We start from the raw sequence: 19,000 nt of genomic DNA on the forward strand, positions 1-19,000 counted from the left end.
CCACCCACCACGGGTGAACCGGCTCTCGCTCTACACCCACACACCAACAACACAACCCCACAACGGGGGCGCGCGCGAACAGACACGACACCACCACAGCCAGTCCACCAACGAACCACCACACACCCGAGCACATCCGCCGTCGAGTGCACTCAACACCACAGGCACCAGACCACCAGTCGGCCATCCGAGGTCGATAGTCTGTGGCCAGACGCCTGTTGACGGGCACCACCACACACGTGAATGAGAGATAAGCATGGCTGACGACAGGGGACAGGGCGCCCGTCGACCGAGGCAGAACGGGAACAGGGACCGCCACGGTTTCACTCCCCGTCGTTCCAGCGACTCCGGACAGGGACGTTCCTACGGCGAGCGTCGGTCCTACGGTGACCGCGACGGTCAGCGTCGCTCCTATGGTGACGGTGAGCGCCGGCCCTACGGCGGCGATGGCGGCCGGCGCCGCTCCTATGAGGACCGTGAGGGCCAGCATCGCTCGTACGGTGATCGCGACGGTCAGCGTCGCTCCTACGGCGACCGGGACCGAGGTCAGGAACGCCCATACGGTAACCGGGACGGCGGCCAGCGTCGGTCCTACGGCGACGGCGAGCGTCGCTCCTATGGTGACGGTGAGCGCCGGCCCTACGGCGGCGATGGCGGCCAGCGCCGTTCCTACGGCCGACGCGACGACCGCAAGGGCGGGCCGCGCGGAGGCCGCTTCAGCCGCGACGACCGCCGTGGCTCCCGTCCTCCCCAGCGTCAGCGAGTCCCGGAGCCCCGCGTCCCGGAGGACGTCGTGCCCCAGGACCTCGACCCCTCGGCACGGCGCGAGCTCCGCGCACTCGGACGCGCCAACGCCGAGAACGTCTCCCGGCACCTCGTCATGGTCCAGCGCCTGCTCGACACCGACCCCGAGCTTGCCTACCAGCACGCCCGCTACGCCGCCTCCCACGCCGGACGCATCGCCGTCGTCCGCGAGTCGGCAGGCATCGCGGCCTACCTCTCCGGCCACTACGTCGAGGCGCTGCGAGACATCCGCGCCGCGCGCCGCCTCTCCGGCCTCGACCTCCACAGGGCCATCGAGGCCGACTGCGAGCGCGCCCTCGGCCACCTCGGCCGGGCACTCAAGGCCGCAGCCGAGGCGGACCCCAGCCAGCTCGACGACGTCGAGGAGGCCGAGATCGCCATGGTCGTCTCGGGCGTCAGGCACGAGATGGGCGAGACCGAGCTCGGTCTCGTCGTCATCGAGGAGGCCATCATGATGTTCCGCGGAGACCGCGAGACCCTGCGCCGCCTCCACTCCGTGCGCGCCGACCGGCTCGAGGAGCTGGGGCGCGTCGAGGAGGCGCAGGCGGTGCGCGAGCGCATCGGCGAGGGCCCCGAGGCCCAGCCCGAGGACGTCGCCGTCTACGACATGGAGGACGAGTCCGACGACGAGACCCCGGACCCCGCCGGCACCGCTGAGGCCATGGCCCCCGAGACCGCCCCGGACGCACAGGCTGCCGAGCCCTCGGACGAGGACGCCGCCGCCACCGAGGCCGACTCCGACGAGGAGAGCAGCCTCCCCTCCGAGGAGGTCTCCGACGATGAGGACGAGGCCTGGACAGGCTCCTTCGCCCAGCGGGTCGAGGCGGAGATGGCCGAGCTGCTCGGCGAGGACGGTCCCGACGCCGAGGTCGCCGACGACCGCCCGCACGACGAGGACTGACCCGATGACCGGCGTCCAGTCCCTCAGCGCCCCCGGCGCACCCAGCGGGCCAGCCGTCCTGCTGGGCTCCGCACTGCCCCTCGCACAGGCCTACGACTGCGCCCTGCTCGACCTCGACGGCGTCTGCTTCGCCGGCGAGGCCGAGGTCCCCCACGCCGCCGACTCGGTCAACGGGGCACGAGCCTCAGGCATGCGGCTCACCTTCGTCACCAACAACGCCTCCCGCGCCCCGCAGACCGTCGTCGACAAGCTCGCCCGCAACCGCATCCAGGCCCAGACCACCGAGGTCTTCTCCGCCGCCATGGACGCCGCGGCGCTCCTGCGCGAGCACCTGGAGCCCGGCGCCAAGGTCCTCGTCGTCGGCGGCGAGGGCGTGCGCCAGGCACTGACCGACGAGGGCTTCGTCGTCGTCGGCTCCGCCACTGACGCACCCGCCGCCGTCGTCCAGGGCTGGGACCCCGCCGTGGACTGGGCCATGCTCTCCGAGGGCTGCTACGCCATCACCGCCGGAGCGCTCCACGTCGCCACCAACACGGACGCGACCCTGCCCACCGAGCGCGGCTTCGCCCTGGGCAACGGCAGCCTCGTGCGGGCCGTCGCCAACGCCACCGGCAAGGACTTCCTCTCCGCAGGCAAGCCCCACCCCGGCATCTACCAGCGCGCTCTGCGGCGCTCGGGCGGCACCCGGCCCCTCGCCGTCGGCGACCGCCTCAACACGGACCTCACGGGCGCACGCGCCTGCGCCATCCCCGGCATGCACGTGCTCACCGGAGTCAGCTCCGCCCGCGACGTCATCCTCGCCGACCCCGCCGAGCGCCCCTCCTACGTCCACACCGACCTCAGAGGCCTGCTTGAGCCCCACCCGCAGCCCAGCCGGGACCCCCAGGGCACCTGGCACTGCGCCGCCTCCACCGCACGCGTGACCGACGACGGCGTCCTCGAGGTCGACGGCACCCCCCTGACCGGTGCCAGCGCCACCCTCGGCCTCAACGCCTACCGCGCCCTCATCAGCGCCGCCTGGGAGCGCCAGGACACCGCCCGCGCCACGGGCTCCACCACCGGCGTCATCACGGTCCCCCGGATCACCGTCACCCACGAGGTCGGCCAGCCGTGAGCCCCACGGCGTCGGGCCCCCGCCCGGCTCCACCCACCGGAGCACCACGTCCCGTCCCCGCCCCACCGCGCGCGGCCGCGGCCCACGCGACCGCCTCCCGGCTCGACCAGGCGGGCGAGCGCCTGAGGCAACGGCTCGCCGAGATCAGCGACCTGCCCCTCGAGGAGCGGGCCGCCGTCCTCGCCTCCGTCCACGAGGACCTCACCGCCGTCCTGCGCGGGGCGGAGGACTGACATGGCCAGGCTCATCCGCATCGACTCCGAGCTCGTGCGCCGCGGCCTGGCGCGCTCACGCGCCCACGCCGCCCAGATGGTCACCGACGGCCATGTCACCCTCGACGGCGCAGTCGTCACCAAGCCCGCACGGCAGGTCGACCCCGCACAGGCCATCGAGGTCGTCACCCCCAGCGGGGACGACTACGTCTCACGCGGCGCCCACAAGCTCGCCGGCGCCCTCGACGCCCTCACCGAGCGCGGTACCGCCCCTCGCGTCGAGGGCCGCAGGTGCCTCGACGCCGGAGCCTCCACCGGAGGCTTCACCGACGTGCTCCTGCGCCGCGGCGCCGCCCACGTCGTCGCCGTCGACGTCGGCTACGGACAGCTCGCCTGGTCCCTGCAGTCCGACGCGCGCGTCACCGTCCTGGACCGCGCCAACGTCCGTACCCTCGACCCGGCCGCCGTCGCGCCCGCACCGGAGCTCGTCGTCGGCGACCTCTCCTTCATCTCCCTCACCCTCGTCCTGCCCGCCCTCGTGGCCGCCGCTGCCGATGACGCCGACCTCCTGCTCATGGTCAAGCCCCAGTTCGAGGTCGGCAAGGAGCGCCTGGGCCACGGGGGAGTCGTGCGCGACCCGGAGCTGCACGTCGAGACCGTCCTGACCGTCGCCGGGGCCGCCCACGGCCTCGGGCTGGGGGTTGAGGCCGTCGTCGCCTCCCCGCTGCCCGGCCCCGCAGGCAACGTCGAGTACTTCATCTCCATGCACGCCGGGCGCCTCGGCGGCGACGACGACCTCACCGGCGAGGCCCTGAGGGCCGAGGCCCGCCGCGCCGTGGAGCAGGGCCCAGCCGGGGGCGCCGGCCACCGTGCCCGTGACAGGAGGAACCCGTGACCGCCACCCCGACCCCCCGCCGCGTGCTCGTCCTCCAGCGCGAGCACAACGACCAGCCCGTCCCCGCCTCCCGCCGCACCGGCTCCACCGCCCTCGTCGGGGAGCGGGTGCGCCGGGCCCTGCGCTCCCACGGCGTCCAGCCCGTCGCCCCCGGGGACGGCGGCGCCGACCTCGTCCTCGTCCTCGGCGGTGACGGCACGATCCTGCGCGCCTGCGAGATCGCCCGCGACCTCGACGTCCCGCTCGTCGGCATCAACACAGGGCACGTCGGCTTCCTGGCGGAGGCGGACCCGGACGACGTCGAGCAGGTCGTCACCGACCTCGTCGCCGGCCGTTACACCGTCGACGAGCGCATGACTATCGAGGTCGAGGTCGAGACCCCCGACGGCAAGGTCACCCACGGCTGGGCGCTCAACGAGGCGGCCCTGGAGAAGCGCGACCGCGCCCGCATGCTCGAGATCGCCGTCGGCGTCGACGGCCAGGCCGTGTCCTCCTTCGGCTGCGACGGCCTGCTCCTGGCCACACCCACCGGCTCCACCGCCTACGCCTTCTCCGCCGGCGGCCCCGTCATCTGGCCCGAGGTCGAGGCCCTGCTGCTCGTGCCCATCGCCGCCCACGCCCTGTTCACCCGCCCCCTCGTCGTCGGGCCCCGCTCCTGCCTCGAGGTCAGGGTCCGGGAGACCGGCCTGCAGCAGGCGGAGATCTGGTGCGACGGGCGCCGGATGCTGCCCGTGCCGCCCCACAGCGTCATCCGCGTGCGCCGAGGCGAGCGCAACGTGCGCCTGGCCCGTCTCAACGACGCCCCCTTCTCCGAGCGCCTCGTGCGCAAGTTCTCCCTGCCGGTGGCCGGGTGGCGGGAGACCACCGGGGCCGTCCCCTCCCACGAGGACGGCGCCTCGTGATCGAGTCCCTGCACATCGAGGACCTCGGCGTCATCGAGCGGGCCGACCTGCGCCTGAGCCCCGGCCTGACCGCTCTCACCGGTGAGACCGGCGCGGGCAAGACCATGGTGCTCACCTCCCTGGGCCTGCTGCTCGGCCAGCGCGCCGAGAGCACCATCGTGCGCACCGGCACCGAGCGCACGCTCGTCGAGGGCACCTTCGCCCTCGACCCGGGCTCCCGCGCCGCCCAGCGCGCCCTCGACGCCGGCGCCGAGCTCGACGACGACCTCCTCATCGCCTCACGCACCGTCCCCGCCACCGGGCGCTCGCGCGCCCACCTCGGCGGACGCTCCGTGCCCTCCGGCATCCTGACGGAGGTCGGGGCCCAGCTCGTGAGCGTCCACGGCCAGGCCGACCAGCTGCGCCTGCGCTCGGCCTCCGCCCAGCGCGCCGCCCTCGACTCTCTCGGCGGCAGCGGCCACACCGCCCTGTGCCGCCGCTACGCCGAGGCCTACCGCGCCCTCCAGCGCTGCGAGCAGGACCTCGCCGACTGGCAGGCCGACGCCGAGGACCGGGCCGCCGAGGCCGCCCGCCTGCGCCACTGGCTCGAGGCCGTCGAGGAGACCGCCCCCCAGCCCGGGGAGGATGCCGCCCTCACCCTCGAGGCCGAGCGCCTGGACCACGCCGAGGACCTGCGCCTGGCCGCCGGGTCCGCCCGCACCGCGCTGGCCGGCGACGAGGACCTGCCCGGGGAGTCTCCCGACGTCCTCGCCCTCATCGCCCACGCCGAGCGGGCCCTGGCCCCCGTCGCCGACATCGACCCGGTCCTGGCCGAGTTGGCCGGGCGCGCCCGGCAGCTGTCCGTCCTCGCCGCCGACACCGCCTCCGACCTGGGCGAGTACCTCGCCTCCCTCGACGCCGACCCCGCCCGCCTTGCCTGGGTCCAGGACCGTCGCGGCGAGCTCGCCCGCCTGCTCAAGGAGGTCGGCGGCCCCGAGGACCAGGTCGACGACGTCGACACCCTCCTCGCCTTCTGCGAGCGCGCCGCCGAGCGCCTGGCGCGGATCGACGGGCCCGAGGACACCGCCACCGCGCTCACCGCCCAGCGCGACGCCGCCCGTGACGAGCTCGGTGCCATCGCCCGCGAGCTGACGGCCGCCCGCACCGCCCTGGCCGGCCGCCTCGAGGCGGCGGTCACCGCCGAGCTCGAGGGCCTGCAGATGAAGGGGGCGCGCCTCGTCGTCGCCCTCGAGGCCCTGGACGAGCCGGGCCCCACCGGCGCGGAGACCGTCGCCCTTCTGCTGTCCCCGCACCCCGGGGCCCCCGCCCTGCCGCTCGGCAAGGGCGCCTCCGGCGGTGAGCTCAGCCGCATCATGCTCGCCCTCGAGGTGGTGCTCGCCGAGACCTCGCGGGCCGCCCAGGGGCAGTCCGGTCAGTCCAGACAGTCCAGCGGGCCCGGTCAGTCCGGGCACGACGGGCACCAGCGCACCCTCGTCTTCGACGAGATCGACGCCGGGGTCGGGGGGCGCGCCGCACGCGAGATCGGGCGCCGCCTCGCCCGCCTCGCTCGCAGCCACCAGGTGGTGGTCGTCACCCACCTGGCCCAGGTCGCCGCCTGGGCCGACACCCAGCTCGTCGTCCACAAGGAGCAGGCACCCGGGGACCGTCAGGACGGCGCGCACCGCGACAGCCCCGCCACCGCGGGCCGGACCCGCACCCGGGTCCTCGACGTGCGTGGCGAGGACAGGGTGCGTGAGCTCGCCCGCATGCTCTCCGGCCACGAGGACTCCGACGCCGCCCTGCGCCACGCCGCTGAGCTGCTTGACGAGGCCCGCGTGGCACAATCCCAGGCGTGAGGAACCCGTTCCGCAAGCAGACGGCGTCGGACCCCGAGCGCCCCAGCGGCGTGGTCCGGGTGGACGCGCGCACCAAGAAGCTGACCAAGAGGATCCAGGTCGGTGAGGTCGCCGTCATCGACCACACCGACCTCGACCGGGTCGCCGCCGAGGCCCTGGTCGAGGCCGGGCCCGTCGCCGTCCTCAACGCCGCACCCTCCGTCTCCGGCCGCTACCCCAACCTCGGCCCCGGCATCCTCCTCGATGCCGGCATCCCCCTCGTCGACGACCTCGGCCCCGACGTCATGCGCCTGCGCGAGGGCCAGCGCGTCGTCGTCGACCTCAGTGACGGCGAGGCCCGCGGCGCCGTCCGCCTGCTCGGCTCCGACGACGTCCTCGCCCAGGGCACCGTCCAGACCGCCCAGAGCGTCGCCGACTCCATGGAGGCCGCCAAGGAGGGGCTGGCCGTCCAGCTCGAGGCCTTCGCCGCCAACACCATGGAGTACATGCGCGGCGAGAGGGACCTGCTGCTCAACGGCGTCGGCATGCCGGACGTGCGCACCCCCATGAGCGGGCGCCACGTCCTGGTCGTCGTGCGCGGCTACTCCTACAAGGAGGACCTGGCGGCCCTGCGCCCCTACATCCGCGAGTACAAGCCCGTCATCATCGGCGTCGACGGCGGCGCGGACGCCGTCCTCGAGGCCGGATTCACGCCCCACATGATCGTCGGCGACATGGACTCGGTCTCGGACAAGGCGCTGCGCTGCGGTGCCGAGGTCATCGTCCACGCCTACCGCGACGGGCACGCCCCCGGGCTCAAGCGCGTCGAGGAGCTGGGCGTGGAGCACCTCGTCTTCGCCGCCACGGGCACCAGCGAGGACATCGCCATGCTCCTGGCCGACGCCGCCGGCGCCGAGCTCATCGTCGCCCTGGGCACGCACGCGACCCTGCTCGAGTTCCTCGACAAGGGGCGCGCGGGCATGTCCTCCACCTTCCTCACCCGGCTCAAGGTCGGCGGGCGCCTCATCGACGCCAAGGGCGTCTCACGGCTCTACCGCACCCGCATCTCCGGCTGGCAGCTGCTGCTGCTGGCACTGTCCGGGCTCGTCGCCCTCTTCGTCGCCCTCGCCTTCACACCGGCCGGCCAGACCTTCCTCGGCCTGTCCGGCGCCGTGTGGGACGAGCTCCTGACCTTCCTCCGCTCGCTGGTCGGCCTCGCGCCGGACAGCCCCTCCGTCTGAGCAGACGCCGTCACGCACCCGAAGACCACGACAGGCACACAGATCATGATCGACTTCCGCTACCACCTCGTCTCGCTCATCTCCGTCTTCCTCGCCCTGGCCGTCGGCGTCGTGCTCGGCGCCGGCCCGCTGCAGAACTCGCTGGGCACCGCGCTCAACGACCAGGTCTCCTCCCTGCGCGAGGACCGCAACCAGACCCAGGCACGCCTCGAGGCCACCGAGAGCGCCGTCAACGAGCGCGACGAGTACATCATGTCCGCCGCCTCCTCCCTCCTGCCCGGCACGCTCCAGGGACGCGCCATCGCCCTCGTCATCCTGCCCGGGGCGCTGGGCGAGGACATCGACGCGACCTCCGCCGCCCTCGCGGAGGCCGGCGCCACCGTCGTCGGCCGCGTGAGCCTCACCAGCGCCTGGGTGCAGTCCTCCCGGGCCACCTACCGCTCCACCTACTCCGGCTCCGTCGCCGGGTACCTGGGCGGTGCCGCCTCCTCCGCCGAGGCCAACACCGTCCTGGGCCAGGCCCTGGCCGCCACCCTGACCGGCACGGACCAGAACGCCTCGACGCTCAGCGGCATGCTCACCGCCTCCGCCCAGGGGGCGGACCCGCTCATGACCGTCGACGCCGAGCTCACCGCACCGGCGGACGGCGTCGTCGTCATCGGCCCGCGTGCGAGCGAGACCGACGAGGACGGGGCCAGCGCCACCCCGACCGACGCCGAGGACCCCGCCGCCTGGACCGAGGCCATGGTGGGCCTCGCCTCGGCCGTGCCCACACTCGTCCTGGGCTCCGCGGAGGCGGGCACCGACCTCGTCGCCGGGCTGCGCACCGCCGCCGCACCCGTGTCCACCGTCGACTCCGTGGGCCAGGCCGCCGCCACGGTCTCCGTGCCCCTGGCCCTGGCCGAGGCCCTTGCCGGGGGGCGGGGCCACTACGGCTTCGACGACGGGGCCGACGCCGTCATGCCGGACGTCCCCGAGCCCACCGCCCAGGCGACGGGCCAGCCTGCTGAGCAGGCCCAGCCCGCTGCCGACCCGGCCCAGGCCCAGCCCTCCGAGGGGAGCGAGGGCTGAGGCCCGGCAGCGCCCGGCACCCGCAGGCACGGCCCTAGCCTGAGCCCATGAGCACCCGAGCCACCACGCTGCCCGGCCCCCGTGGGCCACGGGCCCCCGTCGCCCTCATGGCCCTGACCGCGACCCTCCTGGGCAGCCGGGCCCTGCGCGCGCCGCGCTGGACCAAGAAGCACCTGGAGCGCACGAACTACCACGGCCGCACCGTGAGCCTGCGCGGAGGGGTCGGTGTCGCCCTCGGCACGCTCACCGCCCCCTCCTGCGCCGGGGCCGTGCTCCACGACGCCGCCCGCCCTCGCACCGCGCTGCCCGCGGTCGCGGGCGTCGTCGCCGCCTCGGCCGGCGGGCTGGCCGGGCTGGTGGACGACCTCGACGCCGGGGCGCACGACGGCGACGCTCCCGCCAAGGGCCTGCGCGGCCACCTCGGCGCCCTGCGCGAGGGTCGGGTGACCACCGGGGCCCTCAAGATCGCCGTCATCGGTGCCGGTGCGGTGGTCGCCGGGGGCCTCCTGGCGGCCGGGCGCCGCCCCGAGGAGGGGGCGCGAGGCGCGCGTGCAGCGGTCGGTGGGGCGGCCTGGGCGGTGGACGCGGCGACGAGCGCCGTCGTCATCGCCTCCTGGGCGAATGTCCACAACCTCCTCGACCTGCGCCCGGGCCGGGCCCTCAAGGCCGCCGCCCTGCTGTCGGTGCCACTCGTCGTCGCCCCGGGGCCCCGGGCGGCCGCCTGCCGGGCGCTGGCCACGGGGGCCCTGGCCACCTCGGTGGCTGCGCTGCCCGAGGACCTGGGCGAGGACACGATGCTGGGCGACACCGGCTCCAACGCCCTCGGCGCCCTCGTGGGCACCGCCCTGGCGGCCCACCCGGCCGTCGGCCTGCGCACGGTCGCCGCCCTGGTCGGCACGGGTCTCGTGCTCGCCAGCGAGAAGGTGTCCTTCAGCGGGGTCATCGCCCGTACCCCGCTCCTCAACGCCCTCGACACCCTGGGACGCCGTGCGCGCTGAGACCAGCCCGGCACCGGCCGGTGACGAGGACAGCCGGCCGGCGGGCGGCCGGGCCGGCGGGGGACTTGCCGGAGCCGCGGGGGGCGTCGCCGGCCTCACCCTCGTCTCACGGGCCCTCGGCTTCCTGCGCTGGGTCGTGCAGGCCTCCACAGTCGGTGCCGGCACCGTCGCCGGCGCCTACGCCACCGCCAACCAGGTCCCCAACGTGCTCTACGAGGTCGTCGTCGGCGGCGCCCTGGCGGCCACGGTTGTCCCCCTGCTCGCGGCGGGGATCCAACGGGGTGAGACCGGGAGGACGAGCCGCACCGTCAACGGCCTGCTCGGCCTCGTGCTCGTGGTCCTCGTGCCCCTGGGCGCCCTGCTCGCCCTGGCCGCGGACCCGGTGGCGGGCCTCTTCCCCGTGTCCGTCGGCACCGACCCCGGGGCCCAGCGCGAGCTCGTCGCCTCCTTCCTGCGCATGTTCGCGCTCCAGGTGCCCCTCTACGGCATCGGCGTCGTCCTCACCGGGGCGCTGCAGGCCCACGGGTGCTTCACCTGGCCCGCGCTCACCCCCATCGCCTCCAGCCTCGTCGTCATGGCCGCCTACGGCGCCTACGGGGTGATGACGGGAGGAAGGGACAGCGCCGGTCCCGCCGCCCTGCAGGTGCTCGGCTGGGGCACCACCGCTGGGGTCGCCGCCCTGAGCCTGCCGCTGCTGTGGCCGGCCCGCAGGCTGGGTCTGACCCTGCGGCCGAGCCTGCGCCTGGACAGGGGGGTCCTGAGGCGGGTCCTGCAGCTGGGGGGCGCGGGCCTGCTCACCCTCCTGACGCAGCAGCTGAGCGTCCTCGTCGTCCTGGCCATGGCCCGCGCCGGCGGCGAGGCGGGCACCGTCGCCGTCTACCAGTACACCCAGGCCGTCTACCTCCTGCCGCACGCCGTGCTCGTCGTCCCGGTGGCCACCGTCCTCTACCCGCGTCTGTCGGCCGTCTTCGACGGCGCCGGGCCGGCTCCCACCGCGGCACGGGCGCTGGCCGGCACCTCCACCGCGCTCGTCGTCGCCGTGGCCACTGCGGGCGCGGGCGCGCTGCTGGCCGTCAGCCCGGCCGCTGAGCGGTTCTTCGGCCTGCTCACCGACGTCGACGGCATGTCCCGGGCGCTGGCGGCCCTCGCCCCTGCGCTGGTCGGCTACGCGCTGCTCCACCAGGTCACCCGCGTCCTGTTCGCGGCCGGTTGCGCCCGGGGCGCCGCCCTCGCTGCGAGCACGGGGTGGCTGAGCGTCACCATCGTCTCCGTGCTCGCCGTCCGCCTGGCCGCACCCGGCGGGGGCGACGGCGCCGCCACCCTCCTGGCCCTGTCGGCGGGGCTGAGCACCGGCATGTGCGTGGCCGGGACGGCGCTGCTCACGGCCCTGGCCCGCGCCCTGGGACCCTCCGTCCTGCGCCCGGTGCTCCGGTGCCTGGCGGCCGCGCTGCCCGTCGCCGCCGCCGGGGGCCTGGTCTGCCGCATACTCGTGGACAGGACGGCGAGCACCGCCTGGGCGCTCGTCCTCGCGCTGCTCACGGCGCTCCTCGTCGCGGCGGCGACGCTCGGAGCCGTCGCCGCTGTGGACCGGGACCTGCTGCCGGTGCTGCGGGGGCGGGCGCACGGCACCGGCACCCTCACCACACCGAGCCAGGAGAACGGATGAAGAGCACCGCCCATGACACGCCCGCCCGGCAGCTGAGGGTGCTGGAGCTGGCCGGCTCCGCCGCCGGGGGCGTGCGGGCCCACCTGGCCGACTGCGCCCGCCTCCTGAGCGCAGGAGGACATGACGTCGTCGTCGCCGCCCCGGCCGCGGTCACCACCGGGGCGGACCTGGGGGGCGCGCGCGCCCGTGACCTGGAGATCGGCCCCCGACCCAGCCCCGGGGACGCCGCCCTCGTCAGCCGTATCGCCTACCTCGCGCGGCACGCCGACGCCGTCCACGCCCACGGCCTGCGCGCCGGCGCCCTGGCCGCCCTCGCCCTGGGGCCGCGCCGTCGCCGTCGCCTCGTCGTCACCCTGCACAACCGGCCCGTCGGGGGACGGTCCACCACCGTCATCGGGGCCCGCCTGGAGGCGCTCGTGGCCGCCCGGGCCGACGCGGTGCTCGCCGTCAGCCCCGACCTCGCCGAGAACGTGCGCCGACGGGGGGCGCAGGACGTGGAGATCGCGGTCATCCCCGCCCCCACCCGGCTCAGTGGAGCCGCGGCCCCCGTCGCCTCCTCGATCGAGTCCGCCTGGCACGGCGCCGACCTCAGGCTCCTCACCGTGGCCCGGCTCGCACCCCAGAAGGGGCTCGACACGCTCCTGGACGCCGCCGCCCTGCTCGCCGAGCGCCTGCCCGCCTCCCAGGGCAGGCTCGTGTGGGCGGTGGCGGGCGCGGGCCCCCTCGAGGCCGTCCTGACCGGGCGGATCGCCTCCGAGAACCTGCCCGTGCGCCTGCTCGGGCGCCGCGAGGACGTCGCCGTGCTCATGCGGGCGGCGGACGTCGTCGTGCAGACCAGCCAGTGGGAGGGCCAGCCCCTCACCATCCAGGAGGCGCTGCGCGCCGGGGCCGCCGTCGTCGCCACGGACGTCGGCGGGACGGCCGTGACCGCGGGCGGGGGAGCGGTGCTCGTCGAGCCGAGCGCCGAGGCTCTGGCCCAGGCCGTCCACCACCTCCTGACGGACACCGCGGCGCTGGCCCGGGCGCGGGACGCCTCCCGGGAGGCTGCGGCCTCGCTGCCCGGTGAGCAGGCGCTCACCGCCCAGCTCGAGCGGGTCCTGCGGGGCGCCGGGGTCTGAGCGGACGACCGTAGACTCGACGCCGGACGCGCGCCGGCGGGGTGCGCCCCAGGTTGAGGAGGACGTATGGGCGGGTACCCGACCGGCAGCGCCGGGCAGCTGAGGGACGAGCGGGACGTGCGCCCGGTCTCCGGGACCGTGAGGGCGTGGACCGGGCCGATCTGCGCGGTCGACGACGAGCTCGTGCACCTGGCGCCCGAGGAGGCGCCCGTGCGGCGCCAGACCGTCCTGCACCACGACGCCGTCACGGTCGTCGCCCTGCGCGAGGGCCAGGAGTCCTCCCAGGAGGATGGCGCGGCCGAGATCCTCATGGTGCGCCAGTACCGTCATCCCGTGCGCGCCCGCCTGTGGGAGATCCCGGCGGGCCTGCTCGACGTCGAGGACGAGGAGCCCGTGGTGGCGGCTCAGCGCGAGCTGGCCGAGGAGACCGATCATGAGGCGGCGCGCTGGCACGTGCTCGCCGACTACTTCGCCTCCCCGGGCTTCACGACCGAGGGCGTGCGCTGCTTCCTCGCCCGGGACCTGAGCGTCCTGACCGCTGACCGGCGCACCGTGCGCGAGGCGGAGGAGGCCGAGTTCGTGCCCGCATGGTTCCGGCTGGACGACGTCGTGACGGCCGTCCTCGGCGGCGGTGTCCACAACCCGGCGACCGTCGTCGGGGCGCTGGCCGCGCAGCGCGCCCGGGACCTGGGGTGGCGGGGCCTGCGCGAGCCCGACGCCCCTCGGCTGAACAGCCCCGTGAGCCTGTAGGGGCACGGCGCCCCGGGCGCGCCCGGGAACCCGAGATGCGGTGCCCGCATGTCGGTCACCTCACGTTAAACGATTGACGAATCCGGGGGTCGCGTCCACACTGGGCTCACGAGTGAGCGCTCGGGACGTGAGGACGCGTGAGGAGGCGATGATGCCCAACCTGGCCGAGGTGGCGCAGCGCGCGAAGGTGTCCACCGCCACCGCCTCGCTCGTCCTGTCCGGAAAGGACGTCGGCCGGGTCTCGCGCGCGACGGCCAAGCGCGTGCTCAGGGCCGCCACGGAGATCGGCTACGTGCGCAACGCCCTCGCCGCCGGCATGCGCAGCGGCCGCACCTCGTGCCTGGGCGTCGTCGCCGAGGGCGTCCTGTCCACCCCCTACGCCGTCGACATGATCAAGGCGGTCCTCACCGCCGCCGCCGAGCACGGGTGGTCCGTCATCCTCAACGACACCGGCGACGAGGGGCAGCGGGCCCACGAGGCCGTCCAGGAGATGCTCTCGCGCCAGGTCGACCACGTCATCCAGGCGGCCATGTACCACCGGCGGGTCGACGTGCCCTCCGACCTGCCCGACGTCGTCGTCCTCAACGGCTTCGCCGACAGGCCGGGCGTGCCCTGCGTCGTGCCCGACGAGACCCGGGCGGCCTTCGAGGCGACCGAGCACCTCATCGCCCTCGGCCATACGCGCATCGCCCACATCACCGACACCTCGGGCGTGGTCGCCGTCGGGCTTCGCCTGCGCGGCTACCGCGACGCCCTGGAGGCCCACGCCATCGCCTACGACGAGCGCCGGGTCATCCGCGGCGGGGACGCGCCCGAGCAGGCCGACGCCTCGGCCCGCAGGCTGCTGGCCCTCAGACCGAGGCCGACGGCGGTCTTCTGCTTCAACGACGGCATGGCCGCCGGCGTCTACCGCCAGGCGTACCGCGCCGGCCTGCGCATCCCCGAGGACCTGTCCGTCGTCGGCTTCGACGACCTCACCCTCATCTCCACCAACCTCGACCCCGGCCTGACCACGATGCGGCTGCCGCACTACGAGATGGCCGACTGGCTCACCAGAGCCGTCATCAACGACGGCCCCGGCGGCCTGCACAGCGGCATCACCCGGATGCCGTGCCGCATGGTTCACCGCGGCTCGACGGCGCCACCGCTCACGGCGTGACGCCGACCCCACGGACTCCGTCCCGGCCGGGACGGCGATCACCGCGTCCGGGCGCGCGAGCCCGGCGCTCACCCACCAGGTGACACACAAAGGAGTGCCCCATGCTCACCAACCGTCGCACCTTCATCGGACTCAGCGCCGGCGCCGCCGTGGCCGCCACGCTCGCCGCCTGCTCCTCGCAGGCGGGCTCGGGGTCCTCCGGCTCCGGAGGCATCACCCTGTGGACCCACAACGGTGGCAACACCGAGGAGCTCGAGGTCGTCAATGCCGCGGTCACGGCCTTCAACGAGGCCAACCCCGACACCCCCGTGACACTCAAGTCCTTCCCCCAGGAGTCCTACAACGACTCCATCGCCGCCGCCGCCGTCAGCGGGGACCTGCCCGACATCCTCGACCTGGACGGCCCGATCATGCCCAACTGGGCGTGGGCCGGCTACCTCGCCCCGCTGAGCATCTCCGCCGATCTGGAGAGTTCCATCATGGACTCCGCCAAGGGCTACTGGAACGACACGCTCTACTCCGTCGGCCCCTACGACACCTCACTGTGCTTCCTCGCCCGCAAGTCGGCCATCGACGCCACCGGCCTGAGGATCCCCACGGTGGACGAGCCCTGGACCGGTGAGGAGTTCAACGACGCGCTGGCCAAGCTCGGCGCCCTGGAGCAGTACGACTTCGCCATCGACTTCTCCAACGCCGACGGCGCGGAGTGGTGGCCCTACGGCTACGCCCCCATGCTCCAGTCCTTCGGCGGCGACCTCATCGACCGTCGGACCTTCGAGACGGCCGACGGCTTCCTCAACAACGACAAGGCCATCGCCTGGGGCACGTGGTTCCAGTCCTGCTTCGCCCAGGGCTACGCCTCCCAGACGCCCAGCACCGACGGCCAGGACTTCCTCCAGGGCCGGGTGCCGCTGTACTACGCGGGAGGCTGGAAGGTCCTGCAGGCCCAGGAGGCCTTCGGCCAGGACGAGGTCCTCATCCTCCCGCCCGTGGACTTCGGCGAGGGCGCCCACGTCGGCGGCGGCTCCTGGCAGTGGGGCGTGTCCTCGACCTCCTCCAACCCCGAGGCCGCCAACAAGTTCATCGGGTTCCTCATGCAGGACGAGTACCTCGTGAGGTACTCCAACGCCATCGGCACCTTCCCCTCGGTTGAGTCCGCCACGCCCAAGACCGACTACTACGGCGAGGGCAAGCCGCTGGAGCCCGTCTACGAGATCGGCAAGAAGTACGCCCTGCTGCGCCCGGCCACCCCCGGCTACAAGGTCATCTCCTCCATCTTCGACAAGGCGGCCCGGGACATCGTCTCGGGGGCCGACGTCAAGACGACCCTCGACCAGGCCGTCAAGGACATCGACGCCGACATCACCTCCAACAACGGCTACAAGGCCTCCTGAGTTATGGCCGCCACGACACGGCCTCGCGCGCAGCGCTCCGCAACGCTGCGCAGGGAGGCTCGCACCGCCTGGCTGATGAGCTCGCCGGCGCTCATCCTGCTGCTCCTCTTCATGGGCGTCCCCATCCTCCTGACCTTCCTGCTGTCCTTCACCAACACCCGTCTCATCTCACCCAACCCCCCGGCCTTCATCGGGCTGGACAACTTCGTGCGCGCCTTCGCCCACGACCCGACCTTCATCCGCTCGCTGCTCAACACGGCCCTCTTTGCCCTCGTCGTCGTGCCCTGCCAGTCCGCTCTGGCGCTGGCGCTCGCCCTCCTGGTCAACCAGAAGGTCAAGGGCGTCACCGCCTTCCGCACCATGATCTTCATGCCGGTGGTGACCTCGATGGTGGTGGTCTCCATCCTGTGGAGCTTCTTCTACGAGGACGACGGCCTGTTCAACTCCGTGCTCAACACGCTCACCGGCGGGGGATGGACCGCCGTGGCGTGGCTCAACGAGCCCGGCACGGCCATGCCCGCCATCATCGTCCTGTCGATCTGGCAGGCGGTGGGGCTGCACATGATCATCTGGCTGTCCGGGCTCCAGGGCATCGACCCGGCCCTCTACGAGGCGGCCGACCTCGACGGCGTCAACGGCTGGCAGCGTTTCCGCTACGTCACCTGGCCGGGGCTCCACTCGACGATGGTCTTCATCCTCGTGACCATCACCATCGCGGCACTGGGGCTGTTCGTCCAGGTCGACGTCATGACCTCCGGCGGCCCCCAGGACGCTACCTCGACACTCGTCTACCACGCGGTGCGCAAGGGCTACCGGGAGCAGGACATGGGGTACGGAAGCGCGATCTCGCTCATCTTCTTCCTCGCCGTCCTGACCATCAGCCTCATCCAGCGCAGGCTCACACGGGAGAAGGACTGACATGAGCGCACACACCTCCGCCTCCCGGGACACCGCCCCCGGGCGCACCGGTCGCCGCCGGGGCCGCGCCGCCACCAGACGCCGCTTGGTGGTGCTGACCTACATCGGTCTGATCGTGGCCGCCGTGGTGGCGGTCTTCCCCCTGCTGTTCATGATCTTCTCGTCCTTGAAACCGGACCGGCAGATCTTCGCTGACCTGGGCACGCTGCGGGCCTTCCTGCCGGTGGGCGACCTGAGCCTGGACAACTACCAGGGCGTCTTCGTGCGGGTCCCGGCCGCCCAGTTCATCCGCAACAGCGTCATCGTCACGGTCTGCATCGTCCTGCTCGGGCTCGTCGTCAACTCCATGATCGGTTTCGCGATCTCCCGGATGCGCTGGCGGGGCAAGAACCTCGTGCTGTCGCTCGTGCTGGCCACGCTCATGGTGCCCTTCGAGACCATTGCCGTGCCCCTGGTCTTCTGGGTGGCGAAGCTGCCCTCCCTCCAGTGGGTCGTCGACGGCTTCCTGGTCAAGCAGGGGATGCTCAACACGTACCAGGTGCAGATCCTGCCGTACGTGGCCAACGCGCTGGCGATCTTCCTCTTCGCCCAGCACTTCGGGGACATCCCCAAGGAGATCGATGAGGCGGCCCGCGTCGACGGCGCCGGCTGGTTCACGATCTACCGCAGGATCATCGTGCCCCTGTCCGCACCGACCTTCGCCACCGTCGCGATCATCATGATGCTGCCCGCCTGGAACTCCTACCTGTGGCCGCTCATGGTGGTCCAGGAGGAGAGCCTGAGGCCGGTGTCGGTGGGCATGCAGTACTTCTTCCAGCTCAACCCCGTGTGGGGTCAGATCATGGCCTACGGAACCCTCATCACCGTGCCCATGCTCATCCTGTTCATCATCTTCCAGCGCTCCTTCGTCCAGTCCCTCGCGGGCACGGCGGTCAAGGGCTGAGGGGCGGGCCATGGCTCTGTCCCTGCCGGACCACTGGCTGTGGGACCACTGGGTCCTCGACGACGGGTCCCGCTACCACCTGTTCTTCCTGCGGGCCTCGCGGGCGCTGCACGACCCGGACAGGCGCCACCGGCGCGCCTCACTGGGGCACGCGGTCTCCGACGACGCCCGGCACTGGACGCTGCTTCCCGACGCCCTGGTGCACTCGGACCCGCCCGCCTGGGACGACCTGGCGGTGTGGACCGGCTCGACCGTCCTCGCGCCGGACGGCAGGATGCGGGTCTTCTACACCGGCATCAGCCGGGGCGAGGACGGCGCGGTGCAGCGCATCGGCTGGGCCGACAGCGATGACGGCCGGACCTTCCACCGCACCTGCGCCGAGCCCCTGGAGGCGGATCCGCGCTGGTACAGCACCCTGGGTGACGATGGTGCGACCGAGGAGCACTGGCGCGACCCCTTCGTCTTCGAGCACGAGGGGCAGTGGCACATGCTCATCACCGCGCGCGCCCGCGGGGTGCAGGTGCTGTGCTCGGGGGTCGTCGCTCATGCCGTCTCCGAGGACCTGGACCACTGGCGGGTGTGTGAGCCGCTGACGGCCCCGAGTGTCTTCGGTCAGCTGGAGGTGAGCCAGTCGCGGACCGTGGACGGCCACCACTACCTCGTGTTCTCGTGCGGTCGGGACGTCCAGGCGCAGCCGTGCCCCGGCACCGTGTGGGTCGCCGAGGGGCAGGGGCCGTTGGGCCCCTGGGACGTCGACGGCGCCCGGTACGTCGAGCCCACGCACCTGTACGGGGGGCAGCTCTTCGCCCTGCGCGACGGGGGCTGGGCGCTGACCGCCTTCGACGACCGCCGGGACGGCGTCTTCCAGGGCGTCGCCCCGGACCCGATCGCGTGGGAGGAGGTCGTGCTCACGGCGCGTCCGTGAGCGCTCCGCCCGGGACCGGTGGGTCCCAGGGCCGTGCGGGTGGGCCCGGCGCCTCGGCGTCGGGCCCACCCGTGCGTGGGGGAGGAGACCCGAGGGCCCCGAAACCCGTGATCAATCGATTGACCGACGGGGGAGGAGGAGTGTAGCCTTCTGATCAATCGATTGATCACGAGGG

The 19,000-nt window shown here is 73.7% G+C and carries 17 protein-coding genes; all 17 read left to right on the top strand.

The window, feature by feature from the left end:
- The first annotated feature begins 880 nt into the window (after positions 1 to 880).
- The 17 genes from H6X67_RS07090 (at position 881) to H6X67_RS07170 (ending at position 18,825) form a co-directional block, all read left to right on the top strand.
- A complete protein-coding gene (locus H6X67_RS07090) occupies positions 881 to 1,705 on the top strand; it encodes a midas domain-containing protein (protein ID WP_249367296.1) in 825 nt (274 codons plus the stop codon).
- Positions 1,706 to 1,709: 4 nt separating this feature from the next.
- Entirely contained in the window at positions 1,710 to 2,819 is a 1,110-nt protein-coding gene (locus H6X67_RS07095; protein WP_249367237.1) for an HAD-IIA family hydrolase, read from the top strand.
- Positions 2,816 to 3,052 (top strand): hypothetical protein, encoded by a 237-nt coding sequence (locus H6X67_RS07100; protein ID WP_249367238.1) that lies wholly within the window; start codon positions 2,816 to 2,818, stop codon positions 3,050 to 3,052. The genes H6X67_RS07095 and H6X67_RS07100 overlap by 4 nt, the downstream gene beginning before the upstream one ends.
- Before the next feature lies 1 nt (position 3,053).
- Complete coding sequence (locus H6X67_RS07105; RefSeq protein ID WP_249375649.1) at positions 3,054 to 3,926, top strand: TlyA family RNA methyltransferase; 873 nt, start codon at positions 3,054 to 3,056, stop codon at positions 3,924 to 3,926.
- A complete protein-coding gene (locus H6X67_RS07110) occupies positions 3,923 to 4,828 on the top strand; it encodes an NAD kinase (RefSeq protein WP_249376286.1) in 906 nt (301 codons plus the stop codon). Before H6X67_RS07105 ends, H6X67_RS07110 begins: the two co-directional genes overlap by 4 nt.
- The gene (locus H6X67_RS07115; RefSeq protein ID WP_249367239.1) at positions 4,825 to 6,663 is read left to right on the top strand and encodes a DNA repair protein RecN; all 1,839 of its coding nucleotides are present in this window, start codon (positions 4,825 to 4,827) and stop codon (positions 6,661 to 6,663) included. Before H6X67_RS07110 ends, H6X67_RS07115 begins: the two co-directional genes overlap by 4 nt.
- The gene (gene steA, locus H6X67_RS07120) at positions 6,660 to 7,883 is read left to right on the top strand and encodes a putative cytokinetic ring protein SteA (RefSeq protein ID WP_249367240.1); all 1,224 of its coding nucleotides are present in this window, start codon (positions 6,660 to 6,662) and stop codon (positions 7,881 to 7,883) included. Before H6X67_RS07115 ends, steA begins: the two co-directional genes overlap by 4 nt.
- 45 nt (positions 7,884 to 7,928) lie before the next feature.
- Positions 7,929 to 8,954, top strand: coding sequence for a copper transporter (locus H6X67_RS07125; RefSeq protein ID WP_249367241.1), 1,026 nt, complete (start codon positions 7,929 to 7,931; stop codon positions 8,952 to 8,954).
- A gap of 47 nt (positions 8,955 to 9,001) precedes the next feature.
- The gene (locus tag H6X67_RS07130; RefSeq protein ID WP_396121317.1) at positions 9,002 to 9,952 is read left to right on the top strand and encodes a hypothetical protein; all 951 of its coding nucleotides are present in this window, start codon (positions 9,002 to 9,004) and stop codon (positions 9,950 to 9,952) included.
- A complete protein-coding gene (gene murJ, locus H6X67_RS07135) occupies positions 9,942 to 11,618 on the top strand; it encodes a murein biosynthesis integral membrane protein MurJ (protein ID WP_249367242.1) in 1,677 nt (558 codons plus the stop codon). Before H6X67_RS07130 ends, murJ begins: the two co-directional genes overlap by 11 nt.
- Complete coding sequence (locus H6X67_RS07140; RefSeq protein ID WP_249367243.1) at positions 11,615 to 12,736, top strand: glycosyltransferase family 4 protein; 1,122 nt, start codon at positions 11,615 to 11,617, stop codon at positions 12,734 to 12,736. The genes murJ and H6X67_RS07140 overlap by 4 nt, the downstream gene beginning before the upstream one ends.
- A 66-nt stretch (positions 12,737 to 12,802) precedes the next feature.
- The gene (locus H6X67_RS07145) at positions 12,803 to 13,486 is read left to right on the top strand and encodes an NUDIX domain-containing protein (protein ID WP_249367244.1); all 684 of its coding nucleotides are present in this window, start codon (positions 12,803 to 12,805) and stop codon (positions 13,484 to 13,486) included.
- Positions 13,487 to 13,637: 151 nt separating this feature from the next.
- A complete protein-coding gene (locus H6X67_RS07150; protein WP_249375231.1) occupies positions 13,638 to 14,645 on the top strand; it encodes a LacI family DNA-binding transcriptional regulator in 1,008 nt (335 codons plus the stop codon).
- Between the two features lie 101 nt (positions 14,646 to 14,746).
- On the top strand, positions 14,747 to 16,039 hold the full coding sequence (locus H6X67_RS07155) for an extracellular solute-binding protein (RefSeq protein ID WP_249367246.1): 1,293 nt from the start codon (positions 14,747 to 14,749) through the stop codon (positions 16,037 to 16,039).
- 75 nt (positions 16,040 to 16,114) lie between these two features.
- A complete protein-coding gene (locus tag H6X67_RS07160; protein WP_249367247.1) occupies positions 16,115 to 16,957 on the top strand; it encodes a carbohydrate ABC transporter permease in 843 nt (280 codons plus the stop codon).
- A gap of 1 nt (position 16,958) precedes the next feature.
- Positions 16,959 to 17,900 carry a carbohydrate ABC transporter permease gene (locus H6X67_RS07165; protein ID WP_249367248.1) on the top strand — a complete coding sequence of 314 codons (942 nt, stop codon included), beginning with the start codon at positions 16,959 to 16,961 and terminating at the stop codon, positions 17,898 to 17,900.
- A 10-nt stretch (positions 17,901 to 17,910) separates the two neighbouring features.
- Complete coding sequence (locus tag H6X67_RS07170) at positions 17,911 to 18,825, top strand: glycoside hydrolase family protein (RefSeq protein ID WP_249367249.1); 915 nt, start codon at positions 17,911 to 17,913, stop codon at positions 18,823 to 18,825.
- Positions 18,826 to 19,000 lie beyond the last annotated feature (175 nt).

The organism is Actinomyces sp. AC-20-1 (assembly GCF_023369555.1).
GTDB lineage: Bacteria > Actinomycetota > Actinomycetes > Actinomycetales > Actinomycetaceae > Actinomyces.